This window comes from Blautia sp. AF19-13LB, assembly GCF_003479105.1.
Lineage (GTDB): Bacteria > Bacillota > Clostridia > Lachnospirales > Lachnospiraceae > Fusicatenibacter > Fusicatenibacter saccharivorans.
Genome location: NZ_QUGO01000008.1, coordinates 171,849 through 185,160, shown reverse-complemented (window position 1 = coordinate 185,160; position 13,312 = coordinate 171,849). Strand labels below are relative to the sequence as shown.

Below are 13,312 nucleotides of genomic sequence, written 5' to 3'. Positions count from 1 at the left end.
GGTTTTAGAAAGGACTGGAAACAATGGCAGGATTTCATTTGGATGATACGATTGCTGCGGTGTCCACAGCGATGGCGCCGGCGGGAATTGGTATTGTAAGAATCAGCGGAAACGATGCGTTCGAAGTGGCGGACCGCGTATTCCGTGCAAAAAAAGAAGGAAAAAAGCTTTCCGCGGTCAAATCGCACACCATTCATTATGGCTGGATTACCGAAGGGGAGGAAGTGATTGATGAGGTCCTTGTCATGGTAATGAAAGGACCGAAAACATATACGGGCGAGAATACCGTCGAGATCGACTGTCACGGCGGGGTGCTGGCGGTGAAAAAAGTGCTCGAGGCAGTCTTAAATGCCGGTGCGCGGGCGGCAGATCCGGGCGAGTTTACGAAACGGGCGTTTCTGAACGGAAGAATGGATCTGACGCAGGCCGAAGCGGTCATGGATGTTATTTCGGCGAAAAGTGCCTATGCCTTAAAAAGCTCCGAGAGCCAGCTTCGCGGAACGGTGAAAAAGGCGATCCGGGCAATCCGCAAGAAGCTGATTTACGAGATCGCATTTATTGAGTCGGCGCTCGATGACCCGGAGCACATCAGCCTGGACGGGTATCCAAAGCGGCTGGCCCAGGTTGTTGCGGAGCAGAAAAAGCAGGTGGAAAAGCTGCTTGCATCTGCGGATGAGGGCAAGATGATCCAGGAGGGCATCAAGACGGTGATCCTTGGAAAACCGAATGCCGGAAAATCATCGCTTTTAAATCTGCTGGCAGGCGAGGAAAAAGCGATTGTGACGGATATCGCCGGAACGACACGCGACGTGCTCGAGGAAAATCTGGTCTTAAAGGGCATTTCCCTTCGGATTCTGGATACGGCGGGGATCCGAAAAACGGCGGATACGGTCGAGAAAATCGGTGTGGATCGTGCTTTGGAGCATGCAAAGGACGCAGATCTGATTCTCTATGTGGTGGATGCATCCGTGCCGCTTGATGAGAATGATGCAAAAATCATGGAAATCCTGAAAGGGCGCAAGGCGATTGTGCTGTTGAATAAATCGGATCTGACTGCTGTGATCGAAAAAGAGGAGATGGAGCAGAAAACAGGCGCTCCGGTCATCAGCATTTCCGCGCGGGAAGAGACGGGTATGGAAGAGCTGGAGGAACAGATGAAAAAGATGTTTTTCCAGGGCGAAATTTCGTTCAACGATGAGGTTTACATCACGAATGCGCGCCACAAGCAGGCGCTTCTTGCAGCAAAAAAGAGTCTGGAACTGACGGCAGAAAGCATCGAAATGGGTATGCCGGAGGATTTCTTTTCCATTGATCTTATGAATGCGTATGAGGAGCTGGGTTCGATCATCGGTGAAGCGGTGGGAGAGGACCTTGTGAATGAGATTTTCAGCAAGTTCTGTACAGGTAAATAAAGGCAGCAAATGCAGATTACGAAGATCTGCCGGAATAGAGTTACAAGGAACGACAGCCGGATTTTGACAGAGTAGAAAAAGCTTAAGGCAAAATTCAAAGCTGTAGATAGAGAAAGAGGATAAAAGAAAAATGGCAGTTTTAGAAGAAACAATTGATATTGCCGTCATCGGCGCAGGCCATGCGGGATGCGAGGCAGCACTTGCGGCAGCGCGGATGGGGCTGGAAACGGTTGTATTTACGGTAAGTGTCGACAGCATCGCGATGATGCCGTGCAATCCGAACATCGGAGGAACCTCGAAGGGACACCTCGTAAAAGAGATCGACGCGCTCGGCGGCGAGATGGGTAAAAATATTGATAAGACGTTTATTCAGTCGAAAATGCTGAATAAATCAAAGGGACCGGCGGTGCATTCGCTGCGTGCGCAGGCGGATAAGCGGGCATACAGCCAGTCGATGCGCGAGGTTCTCGAAAATACCGATCATCTGACGATCCGCCAGATGGAGATTGCGGAGCTGATCGTGGAAGACGGTGTTCTGACGGGCGTAAAGGCCGTTTCCGGCGCGATTTACCACTGTAAGGCTGCCGTTCTCTGTACCGGCGTTTATCTGAATGCGCGGTGTATTTACGGTGATGTGAGCACATATACGGGACCGAACGGCCTGCAGGCGGCAACACATCTGACGGATTCCCTGAAGGCGAACGGCGTGGAGATGGTGCGTTTTAAAACAGGAACACCGGCGCGTATTGACAAGCGGAGCATTGACTTTTCGAAAATGGAAGAGCAGTTTGGCGATGAGCGCGTTGTGCCGTTCTCATTCTCGACCGATCCGGAGAGCGTACAGATCGATCAGGAATCCTGCTGGCTGACGTATACGAATGAAGAAACGCACAAAATTATCCGCGAAAATCTGAATCGGTCGCCACTGTATTCCGGCATGATCGAGGGAACGGGTCCGCGGTACTGTCCTTCGATTGAGGATAAGGTCGTAAAATTTGCGGATAAAAACCGCCATCAGGTGTTCCTGGAGCCGGAGGGAAGATACACGAACGAGATGTACGTCGGCGGCATGTCGAGTTCACTGCCGGAGGATGTGCAGATTGCGATGTATCACACCGTGCCGGGCCTGGAACACGCGAAAATCGTGCGGAATGCGTATGCGATCGAGTACGACTGCATTAACCCGAGACAGCTTCTGCCGTCCCTCGAGTTCAAGGCGATCAAAAATCTGTTTTCCGGCGGCCAGTTTAACGGTAGTTCGGGATATGAAGAGGCTGCGGCACAGGGTCTGATCGCGGGTATCAACGCAGCGCTTTGCGTACAGGGAAAAGAGAAATTGGTGCTCGACCGTTCGGAGTCGTACATCGGCGTTCTGATCGACGACCTCGTGACGAAAGAGAACCATGAGCCGTACCGTATGATGACGAGCCGCGCGGAATACCGTCTGCTGCTCCGCCAGGACAACGCGGATCTGCGTCTGCGCAAATACGGCTACCGCGCAGGCCTGATCAGCGAGGAGCAGTATGAGGCACTGAAAGTAAAAGAACAGCGGATTCAGGAAGAGATTGAGCGCGTGGAGAATACGTATGTGGGAACGAGCTCGAACATCAATGAGCTTCTGGAAGAGTATGGATCGACGCTGCTTTCCGGTGGAAGTTCGCTCGCAGAGCTGATCCGGAGACCTGAACTGAATTATAAGATGCTGGCGGAAGTAGATCCGAAAAGACCCGAGCTGCCGGAGGATGTACAGGAGCAGGTCAACATCAACATCAAGTACGACGGCTACATCAAGCGCCAGATGAAGCAGGTGGAGCAGTTCAAGAAGATGGAAGAGAAGAAGATCCCGGAGAATATCAATTACGACGAGATTCAGAGTCTGCGTATCGAGGCGAAACAGAAGCTGAACCTGTACCGCCCGATCAACATCGGCCAGGCGTCCCGTATTTCAGGCGTTTCCCCGGCGGATATTTCGGTTCTGCTGGTGTATCTGGGACATAAATAAAGGGCAGATATGCATGCCTGAATTACGTTCTTATGCAGCGAAACAGCAAGTGCTTTCGCGCTGCGTGGATCGTAACAAAAAGTGCAGCGGGCACTTGGAAGAATAGAGAAGAACGGAGAACAACATGAAAGAATACAATCTTGAAGGATTTGAGCGCGGCCTTTTTGAGCTTGGAATCACACTTTCCGAACAGCAGAAGACGCAGTTCCTGCAGTATTATGAGCTGCTGGTGGAGTGGAACTCGTTTATGAATCTGACGGCGATTACGGAGTTTGATCAGGTGATTACGAAGCATTTCCTCGACAGCCTGTCGCTGGTGAAGGTCTGTGATGTGGCACAGGCGGGACGCATTCTCGATGTGGGAACGGGAGCCGGTTTTCCGGGAATCCCACTGAAAATCGCGTTTCCGGAGGTGGAAGTTGTACTGCTGGATTCACTGAATAAGAGAGTGAAATTCCTGAATGAGGTGATCGGACAGCTTGGCCTTTCGAAGATTACGGCGGTTCACGGAAGAGCCGAGGATTTCGCACGCCAGAAGGATTACCGGGAGCAGTTTGATCTCGTGGTATCGCGGGCAGTGGCGAATTTAAGCTCGCTTTCGGAGTACTGTCTGCCGTATGTGAAGGTGGGCGGACGGTTTGTTTCGTATAAATCGGGCAAATTGAATGAGGAGCTTGCCGCAGCTCAAAAAGCGATTCATGTGCTCGGCGGCGAGGCAAAAGAGCCGGTTTATTTCCAGCTTACAGGAACGGAGGATGAGAGATCGTTTGTCTGTATCGAGAAGGGGAAGGCAACGCCGAAAAAGTACCCGAGAAAAGCGGGAACACCGGCGAAGGAGCCGATTCAGTAAAAAATAGATTTTTTGAGAAAGCTAAAAAAGAAACAAAAGTGTAAAAGGTGAAATCAGAAGAGATTGTTATGCCGAGTAAGTTGGCATAATAACCTCTTCTGATTTTTTATGTATATATACGATTAAATGTCTGGAAAATTACACTTTTGAGCAAAAAAACAATTCTCCTATTTGCAGTATTTTGCGCTGAATATTTTGTGAAAATATGATAATTGTTAAAAAAATTATATCAGTGTATGATGAGATAAATAGATCGATTGTGAAACGTAAAAGAAAATATGATAGGGGGGAATGGCATGAGGAAAATATTAAAAATATTTGTTTGCTTCATTGGAATTATGATATCAGCATCTACTGTATCGGCATCTAAACTTGAAATACTATCGGAATCTGAAGATTATGAAAAAATAGTTGAGCTGGCTGATGAAATTGTGTCTGTTACAAATGGAGGACCTGTTGAGGATCCGTTTGAGGAGGGAATCCGTGTATCGGATATTGATTTTGATAATGCATTAAAAGAGTATATTGATACGCCACTTTTGACCTCAGAACTTCTTTCTGTGTCCGAAGTAGAAAGCGCGTTAGAACAAAGCGATTATATTTGGATTATCCCGATTAGAGCATATGGACATTTGTATGAAGCATGTGCGGTAAGGGCAAATGGGGAAGATGGACAACCGATTGATCAATGGCACATAAGTGGAGCCAGAGGATATGAATTAGACGATACGCCGACCTATATAGAACAATTAAATATTTCACTTGCTGCAAACCCAGATATTGTATGGGACAATTATAAGTTTCGACTTGTTGGAGGAGTAGATCCGATTCGTTTTCCGGTCTGGATTACATTCACGGAAACGCAAATGGAGTATCTGATACCGGGACGTGAAGATGCTGCAGCGTGTCTTACAGACAGTTCGGAAATAGCGGAAGATAGACTTGATGGTGAAGAAGAATTCCATGCATATAGTTATGCTGCGGTTGTTGCCGCAGTTGCTGATTCGTCTTATATCGAAACTGACGATGCACAAGGAGGAACCAATATTGTCCTTGATGTTGCAAATCAGCCGGTGAAACATCAAAATAAGATGTTGGTAATTATTTTAGGAATTGGGATTCTGGCAGTTGGTATTATAGCTGGTTTGGCAATTAAAAGGAAACAAAGAAAGTGAAAGGGAAGCCCGGATGAAACATTTCTAAAAACGAAAAGCTTGTAACGAAGAAACAGGTGCTATCTGAGAAAAAGAGACAGCACCTGTTTTTTATAGAAATTCCGGAAAATAATGCCAAAAATTCAGCACGGCAGAACGTGAATTACTGCGTTACAAATTTTTTATACACAGCAGCCCGGAATCAGAAATCCGATGTAGCTGATGAGAAACAGTACAAGCCAGACTGCTCCCGGCAGGAGTGTCAGATGGCAGGAGGCGCGTTTCCACTCAGCGGGAAGTTTTGCGGTGAGTGAAGAATAGCCGTCATCGATCCAGACCATCAGCGGGACAAGCGCCGGCATCAGGTAGCGGCCCTGAGACTGGTAATCGCTGAAATACGTGTTGTACATGTCCATGAACAGCGTGACCAGGCAGGCGAGGAACAGCATCACAAAGAGGAGAAGCTGCGGCTTTTTGCGGAACCAGTGCGGAACCATGCCGAGGAACAAAAACACTAGGAATCCGAATGCCATCAGGGCGCCGTACAGCAGATAAAGCACCATCGGGAGATGGACGGTCATGTAGGAGAACGAGCCGATGAAGCTGCTGACGGTCGAGAACAGCCAGTTGGAGGTGCGGCCCTCCGGGGTCTGTAAATACGTCTGCTGGAAGCTCCAGCCTTCGGATGCCGGGGTCTGACGATTCTCTGGTTTGTATTCATCGGCTGCGTACAGCGCTGCGGATTCATTCGAGGTGCGCATGCCGAGCAGATCGCCGTCGTGGATGACGGCATTGCGGATGAAGAACCAGCCGCCGATCAGGAAGGCGATAGCGAAAACAGCCAGCGCTTTGACAAAAATTTCTTTTGCCGGTTTCCGGAAATGAATCATCAGCGCGAAGAACAGCAGAATGCTGCACAGCAGGTACGCGTAGGCGTTATAGTACGACAGCGCGCAGAGTCCGCAGCCTGCTCCAAGGCCGATACAGTCTTTTTTGCAGAATGCGCTTTTCATGCCGCGAATCCAGAAATAGATGATCAGTGCGACCGTGAAAACGGCGAACGAGTCGTTGTTCACATAGCAGGAGAGGAACACAAACTGCGGCAGAAAACCGACGAAAATACCGCCGAGCAGTGCGGATTCGCGCCGTTCAAAGAGCTCTTCGCCGATCAGAAACACAACGATCAGTGTGCCGGTGCCGGAAAGGACGCTGGTGAGGCGAGCGGCAGTTAAAAGAGCCGCTGCACTTTTCGTAAACAGCGATGTAATGGCCATAAACACGGAGCTGATGATCGCGGTCAGATACGGATACAGCGCATAGGAGAATCCCCACAGCGGATGGCGCACCGATTCTTCCATGCCGTTCGGCAGTGTGTGGTGTGAGACGATGTATTCCGGAATCAGCATCCGCATCGCCTCATCGGGGGCGTGTTCGGTTTTCAGGAAAATCGAGGTGCCAAAAGAGATGCAGAAAAAGCCGAAAATCAGCATATACTTGGCCCAGTAGTAGTCTTTTTTATTCATAGAGTCTCCTAAAATCTCCAGTCCCGGACGGGAAAAAGTCCGGCGTAATGTTTCGCGGCGGAACAAAAATGGAAAAGCGTCCGTCCGCGGATACGTTATAGTATACATGATTCTTATGGTAAAAGAAATTGATTTTTCGTCGAAAAACAAACAAACTGCTCCATGGCTTCACCGTTTTTTCACAAATTTTCCAGCAAATTATCACATTTTCAGAATAAGATAAAGTGTCTTTAGAAAATGAGAGCATCTCCGGCTCTTTCACCCCCAAGGGCGGGCTGGGACTGCTTTAAGAAACAAGGAGGAAGGAACATTGATAGAGGTTAAAAACCTGGTGAAACGCTATGGCGACCACGTAGCTGTCAACAACCTGAGTTTTACCGTAGAAGAAGGCCAGATCTATGGTTTCCTTGGCCCGAACGGCGCCGGAAAATCAACGACCATGAACATCATCACCGGTTATCTGGCATCTACGGAGGGCGAGGTGCTGATCAACGGGCACAACATCCTGGAGGAGCCGGAGGAGGCAAAAAAATGCATCGGCTATCTGCCGGAGCTGCCGCCGGTCTACACGGATATGACCGTTCTGGAATATCTGAAATTTGTGGCAGAATTAAAGAAAATTCCGAAGGATCAGAGAAAGAAACAGATTCTTGAGGTCATGAATCTGGTGAAGATTACCGATATGCAGAATCGTCTGATCAAGAACCTGTCGAAAGGATACCGTCAGAGAGTCGGACTGGCACAGGCAGTGCTCGGTTATCCGCCGATCATCATCCTCGATGAGCCGACGGTAGGCCTGGATCCCAAGCAGATCATTGAGATCCGCGACCTGATCAAATCACTGGGTAAAAAACATACCGTTATCTTAAGTTCCCACATCCTCTCCGAGGTCAGCGCTGTCTGCGATTACGTCATGATTATTGCAAAGGGACAGCTCGTTGCGAGTGATACCCCGGAAAACTTAAGTAAACTGATACTTGGATCAAACACGGTTACATGTACCGTTCACGGAACGAGAAAGCAGCTGGTTCCGGCGCTTAATGCGCTCGATGCAAAAGAGATCCAATATGAAAATACGCCGAATGAGGAGCAGATTAAGGTAAAAATTACCACTGAAAAGGATAAGGATATCCGCGAGGAGCTGTTCTATGCACTGGCAAAGGCCAACTGCCCGATCCTCGAGCTGACTTCCTCCTCGATGTCTCTGGAAGACGTCTTCCTGGAGCTGACCGATGATTCCGGAAAGGCTGCAAGAAAGCTGAAAAAAGCAGAGAAAGAACAGCTGAAACAAAAAGAATGTGAAAAAGAATGTGAACCAGAAGCAGACAAAACGGCTGTCGGGGAAACGTCTGAAGAAAAAAGCACAGATGCAGCGGAATCAGCCGCTGAAACAAAACAGGAGGAGGGAGACGCACAATGACGGCGATTTATAAAAAAGAGTTAAAAAGCTATCTGACAAGCATGATCGGATATCTGTTTATGGCGTTTACTCTGGCGCTGTTCGGCCTGTATTTTACGGCCATCAACCTGCAGCAGGGTTACCCGGAGATCGGATACGCGCTGCAGAATTCCGCATTTATTCTGCTGATCGCAGTACCGGTTCTGACAATGCGTGTCCTGTCGGAGGAGCAGAAAAATAAGACGGATCAGCTGCTCCTTACCGCACCGGTAAAAATTTCCGATATTATCCTTGGAAAATATCTGGCACTTCTCACCATTTATGTGATTCCAGTGCTGATTATGTGCCTGTATCCGCTGCTTCTTGGAACCCACGGAACAGTTTCCTACGCTGTATCCTACACTTCGATCCTTGGCTATTTCCTGCTGGGAGCAGCCTATATTTCGGTCGGTGTGTTCGTTTCCTCCATCACCGAGAGCCAGGTCATCGCAGCCGTTGTCGGCTTTGTGATCCTGTTCCTGTGCTACGTGGAGAGCGGTATCGCAAACTTCTTCCCGGAAGGAGCCGGAAGCTCTTTCTTTGCTTTCTTTATCATCATTGCACTGGTATGCCTCTGGATCGGCAGTATGATTAAAAACCCGATCATTACAGGTGTGATTGCCGTGATCGGCGAAGGCGCGCTGACGGCAGTTTACTTTACAAAATCCACCCTTCTCGAGGGCAAAATCCAGGATCTGCTCGGTGTATTCAACATGGCAGGCCATATGGATAACTTTGTGAACGGTATTCTGGACATTGGCGGTGTTGTTTACTACCTGTCCGTCATTGCAATCTGCACTTTCCTTGCAATGCAGTCCCTGCAGAAGAAACGCTGGAATTAGGAGGTGGAGACGATGAGCAGCGAAAAGAAAGAAAAGAAACAGCATAAAATGAATTTTAATATTAAAGAAAAGCTGAAAAAGACGTTCTCCAAAGAACATCTGAAGGAAGTGTTTACCGGCGAGGAGCAGAAAAAGCATCTGAAACAGGGCTCGTATTCTTCGATTATGACGGTGATTGTTCTGGCTGTGATTGTGGTTATTAACCTGATTGTGGCGCAGATTCCGACCAGCAAAACACAGATTGACCTGAGTACGCAGAAAATGTATTCCATTACAGATGAGACGAAAACGGCATTAAAGGATCTCGATCAAGACGTTACCCTGTATTATATTGTGCAGAAGGGCAGTGAGGATGACACCATCGAGAAGCTGCTGGAGCACTACGATGAGCTTTCTGACCATATCAAAGTAGAGACAAAAGACCCGGATCTGTATCCGAAATTTACGAGTCAGTATACCGATCAGACGGTAGCTGCAAACAGTGTAATTGTCGTATGCGGCGATAAGAGCAAGGTGGTCAGCAACAGTGATATGTGGGAGACTTCCACAAACTATCAGACCTATCAGACACAGACGACCGGCTTTGACGGCGAGGGTCAGATTACCAGCGCCATCACGTATGTGACGAGTGAAAACAACCCGAAGGTTTACTGGGTAACCGGCCACGGCGAGGCTTCCGAGAGCGATCTTTCTACGAACTTCAGTGATGCAGTTAATAAAAACAATGTGGAAATCAGTGATCTTGCCCTGATGACAGACGATATCCCGGAGGATGCCGAGGAGCTTGTGATCATGTCCCCGACCACCGATTTCTCCGAGGATGAGGCAAATAAAGTCATTACCTACCTGGAAAACGGCGGAAAACTTCTGATGTTCACCAGCTATACCGGAACGGATATGCCGAATCTGGATTCCATACTGGAGAACTACGGCGTGAAACGCTCCAGCGGAATTGTTGTGGAGACCGATTCCCAGCATTATTATCCGCAGATGCCGTATTATCTGCTGCCGAACATTCAGAGTGATGACATTACAACCGAAGTAAAGAGTAATTACATTCTGATGCCGGTTGCACAGGCAATTCAGAAGCTTGATTCTTATCGTGATACCATTACGATCAAGAGCCTTCTGACGACCACCGAGGACGCTTATATTGAAAATGACCCGGAGAACAGCACCTGGTCGAAGAACGCGGACAGTGAGACGGGCGCATTTGACCTTGGCGTTTCCATCACAGAGACTGTAGATGATAAAGAGACACAGATTATTTATTTCTCGAGTGCATCAATGCTGAGCAGCCAGATTGACCAGGCAATCAGCGGTGCGAACTCGAAGCTGGCAGCGACTGCACTGACCTCCATGTGTGATGTGGAGCAGACCGTTGTTATTCCAAGCAAGAGCACAAGCTATACAAACCTGGTATTTACACAGGGAGCAGTTAACACCTGGTCTATTATTACCATTGCGGGAATTCCGCTGGTACTTGTTGTGATTGGCGTGATGATCTGGATGAAGAGGAGAAAACAGTGATGAAGAAAAAAGGAAAGATGGCGGCCTGCCTGATCCTTTTGGTACTGCTTCTTGCCGTATTGGTGGTGCTGACGAAGAAAAACAGCACCGCCGATGCGGACAGCAGCAGTTCGGATTCTGGTGCAGACGCCGAAAAAGTGGTTGATTTTTCAAAAGATGATGTAACAGCGCTTTCGTTCCGGATCAACGGAGAGACGGTGTCTTTTACGAAAACAGCAGGAGACGATGATACCGATATCTGGACATACGACCAGGAGGATGGATTCCCACTGGATGAGGGCAAGATAACGAGCGTTTTAAGCTCTCTTAGCAGCATGACAGCAGAAAGAGTCATTGAAGGCGATGAAATCGATTCTATGGCCGATTTCGGGCTCGAGACGCCGTCTCAGGAGGTTATAGTGACTGCGGGAGACGAGAAAACGACGATTCATGTCGGAGATAAGAACAGCTCGAGCAGATACTATATTTATCTGAACGATGATACGAGTAAGGTTTATCTGGTAAGCACATCGCTTGGAACGATGTTCCCGTCCGATATGATGGAGTGGGCGACAACGGAATCTATGCCATCTGTGACGGCGGAAAACATTACAAAGCTGCAGGTGGAGGGTGAGAACGGATATACGCTGACAAAAGAAGTAAGCGCTGCTGATTCGGCACTTCAGACGGATGAATGGCAGGTTGTGGACGCAGATGGAGCGGCACATGGCGGTGATGCGGATTCGATCGGCACCATGACAAGTGCAGTGGCATCTCTTAGCTTTGGAGATCTTGTTACGTACAACGCATCGGATCTTTCCCAGTACGGACTGGATCAGCCAAAGACGACGATCCGCGTGCATTACACGGAAGAGCAGGAGGTTGAGGCTGACGATACAACAACGGCAGATACTTCTTCGGATTCCACAACAGATTCTGCATCAAGCGACAGCACTGCAACGAGCTCTTCTTCCGAAACGACAACCGTTACGGTGGAGAAAGATCTGGTATTGTATGTCGGCAATGCAAATGAGGACGGCGGTTCTTATTACGTGAAGCTGGACGGCTCGAATGAAGTTCATCTGATGACGGCTTCGAATGTTGAAACCTTCACCGGAAAGAAGGCATCTGATTTCTGGAACATGTATATCGGCATGGAAAATGTATCGGATCTGACGAGCCTTGATATTACGTATAACGGCGAGACGAAGACGTATGTACGCCATGTGGAAGAGAAAAAGGATGACGACAGCGATTCCACAACACAGGAAATCAGTTACATCTGCGGCGATGAAACGATTGATAAATCAACGTTTACCACGTTCTATTCTTCGCTCATTGGCCTGAAGGCGCAGACGAAGGATGAAAGCCTCGTGCAGGCCAAGGATGCCGAGTTTACCGCAGTCTTCCATATGACAGACGGCGACCTGACATTTGCTTACAGCCCGTATGATTCGAGCTTCTATTACACGGTAGATGAGGACGGAGTGCCGTCTCTTGTGAATAAAAATAACGTGAAGACCATGCTGGAAAATTACGGGAAACTGCTTGCGGCAAAGACGGAAGATGACAGTTCTTCAGACAGCACGTCAGAATCAGCGGAATAAAGAGTCATTAAAATCTGGTTAAAATTGAAAACGGAGGATTTACTGAGAGTGAAAAAATCAGTAAGTCTTCCGCTTTTTTATGGGAAAATGAAAGCGGAAGAAGTATAATGGGAGTATAACAAAGACGGTGGATGGGGGGGGGTGAAAGGATGAAAAAGGTTTGTTTGACAGTATTGTGTATTCTGCTGGTGGGCTGCGGTAATGCAGAAACGGCGGAAACAGAGGAGAAAATGCGGTTTGAAAATCTGGATCCGGCAAAGGTAAATATGCAGTACGGAGGGTTGAAGGAGTGGGATCGGTTTTATAATAGCTTTTATGAGCAGAAAGAGGGAAGCGATCTCATTGTTCTAGGAACGGTAGAGGATTATAGCTGTTTTGCCGGGGGAATTGAGATTGCAACCGATATTTCACTGCGGGTGGATGACGTTTTGAAAGGTGATATGGAAGCCGGAGAACATATTACGGTTCGAAAGCCGGGCGGAGCAGTTACGGTGGAAGAGTATCTGCAGTCCATGGAGGATGCGGGAATTACGTACTGGAACGCAGAGGAGCTGAAAGCGGAGTATTCGGAGGAGGAACGGCGGGAGAACTATATACAGATCAGCTTCTGCGACCTTGATCCGGTGATCGGGCAGAAATCCTTGTATTTTCTGGAGAAAGATGCGGAAAAGGAGCTTTATTACCGGCTTTGCGACGGGTTTGGACAGTATGTAGAGACTGCGTCGGGTGAATATGTAAACGCGTATGAGATTGCAGATGAGAAAAGAAATGCGGATGAGCCAATGATGCTTGCACTGGGAGAAACGGTGGAATTTGACCCGGATGCAGCGCCGGAGGAGAGAATTAATATTTATACGATGGATGAAATAAAAGAGGGAATGGAAACGTATACAGCGCCGCCAACGGATTATCCGGGCGCAGAGGAAGATGCGTTGGAAATGGACTGTGAGCCGGGTTAAAAATGGAAAAACGGAG

At 48.4% G+C, this 13,312-nt stretch carries 10 protein-coding genes; 9 read left to right on the top strand and 1 reads right to left on the bottom strand.

Annotated elements, in window-relative coordinates:
• The first annotated feature begins 23 nt into the window (after positions 1–23).
• The 4 genes from mnmE to DWX32_RS10505 all read left to right on the top strand — a co-directional run bounded on the left by mnmE (position 24) and on the right by DWX32_RS10505 (position 5,439).
• Positions 24–1,412 (top strand): tRNA uridine-5-carboxymethylaminomethyl(34) synthesis GTPase MnmE, encoded by a 1,389-nt coding sequence (gene mnmE / locus DWX32_RS10520; RefSeq protein WP_118659950.1) that lies wholly within the window; start codon positions 24–26, stop codon positions 1,410–1,412.
• A 130-nt stretch (positions 1,413–1,542) separates the two neighbouring features.
• Positions 1,543–3,414: a tRNA uridine-5-carboxymethylaminomethyl(34) synthesis enzyme MnmG gene (gene mnmG, locus DWX32_RS10515; protein WP_118659948.1), complete on the top strand. Its 1,872-nt coding sequence runs from the start codon at positions 1,543–1,545 to the stop codon at positions 3,412–3,414.
• Positions 3,415–3,538: 124 nt separating this feature from the next.
• Complete coding sequence (gene rsmG / locus DWX32_RS10510; protein WP_117762026.1) at positions 3,539–4,264, top strand: 16S rRNA (guanine(527)-N(7))-methyltransferase RsmG; 726 nt, start codon at positions 3,539–3,541, stop codon at positions 4,262–4,264.
• Positions 4,265–4,560: 296 nt separating this feature from the next.
• Positions 4,561–5,439, top strand: coding sequence for a hypothetical protein (locus DWX32_RS10505; protein ID WP_118659946.1), 879 nt, complete (start codon positions 4,561–4,563; stop codon positions 5,437–5,439).
• A 161-nt stretch (positions 5,440–5,600) separates the two neighbouring features.
• On the opposite strand, the gene DWX32_RS10500 is transcribed toward DWX32_RS10505, so the two are convergent.
• Entirely contained in the window at positions 5,601–6,941 is a 1,341-nt protein-coding gene (locus DWX32_RS10500; protein WP_158579572.1) for an ArnT family glycosyltransferase, read from the bottom strand.
• Positions 6,942–7,251: 310 nt separating this feature from the next.
• On the opposite strand from DWX32_RS10500, the gene DWX32_RS10495 reads away from it, so the two are divergent.
• The 5 genes from DWX32_RS10495 to DWX32_RS10475 all read left to right on the top strand — a co-directional run bounded on the left by DWX32_RS10495 (position 7,252) and on the right by DWX32_RS10475 (position 13,296).
• Positions 7,252–8,361: an ABC transporter ATP-binding protein gene (locus DWX32_RS10495; protein ID WP_118659942.1), complete on the top strand. Its 1,110-nt coding sequence runs from the start codon at positions 7,252–7,254 to the stop codon at positions 8,359–8,361.
• On the top strand, positions 8,358–9,221 hold the full coding sequence (locus tag DWX32_RS10490) for an ABC transporter permease subunit (RefSeq protein WP_022462025.1): 864 nt from the start codon (positions 8,358–8,360) through the stop codon (positions 9,219–9,221). Before DWX32_RS10495 ends, DWX32_RS10490 begins: the two co-directional genes overlap by 4 nt.
• A 12-nt stretch (positions 9,222–9,233) precedes the next feature.
• Positions 9,234–10,751 (top strand): GldG family protein, encoded by a 1,518-nt coding sequence (locus tag DWX32_RS10485; RefSeq protein ID WP_243037582.1) that lies wholly within the window; start codon positions 9,234–9,236, stop codon positions 10,749–10,751.
• On the top strand, positions 10,751–12,337 hold the full coding sequence (locus DWX32_RS10480; protein WP_117762023.1) for a DUF4340 domain-containing protein: 1,587 nt from the start codon (positions 10,751–10,753) through the stop codon (positions 12,335–12,337). The genes DWX32_RS10485 and DWX32_RS10480 overlap by 1 nt, the downstream gene beginning before the upstream one ends.
• Positions 12,338–12,486: 149 nt before the next feature.
• Entirely contained in the window at positions 12,487–13,296 is an 810-nt protein-coding gene (locus tag DWX32_RS10475) for a hypothetical protein (protein WP_055266712.1), read from the top strand.
• Positions 13,297–13,312 lie beyond the last annotated feature (16 nt).

Coding starts and splice junctions, on each gene's coding strand:
- mnmE (WP_118659950.1), top strand. CDS start 24: ATGGCAGGATTTCATTTGGATGATACGATTGCTGCGGTGTCCACAGCG.
- mnmG (WP_118659948.1), top strand. CDS start 1,543: ATGGCAGTTTTAGAAGAAACAATTGATATTGCCGTCATCGGCGCAGGC.
- rsmG (WP_117762026.1), top strand. CDS start 3,539: ATGAAAGAATACAATCTTGAAGGATTTGAGCGCGGCCTTTTTGAGCTT.
- DWX32_RS10505 (WP_118659946.1), top strand. CDS start 4,561: ATGAGGAAAATATTAAAAATATTTGTTTGCTTCATTGGAATTATGATA.
- DWX32_RS10500 (WP_158579572.1), bottom strand. CDS start 6,941: ATGAATAAAAAAGACTACTACTGGGCCAAGTATATGCTGATTTTCGGC.
- DWX32_RS10490 (WP_022462025.1), top strand. CDS start 8,358: ATGACGGCGATTTATAAAAAAGAGTTAAAAAGCTATCTGACAAGCATG.
- DWX32_RS10485 (WP_243037582.1), top strand. CDS start 9,234: ATGAGCAGCGAAAAGAAAGAAAAGAAACAGCATAAAATGAATTTTAAT.
- DWX32_RS10480 (WP_117762023.1), top strand. CDS start 10,751: ATGAAGAAAAAAGGAAAGATGGCGGCCTGCCTGATCCTTTTGGTACTG.
- DWX32_RS10475 (WP_055266712.1), top strand. CDS start 12,487: ATGAAAAAGGTTTGTTTGACAGTATTGTGTATTCTGCTGGTGGGCTGC.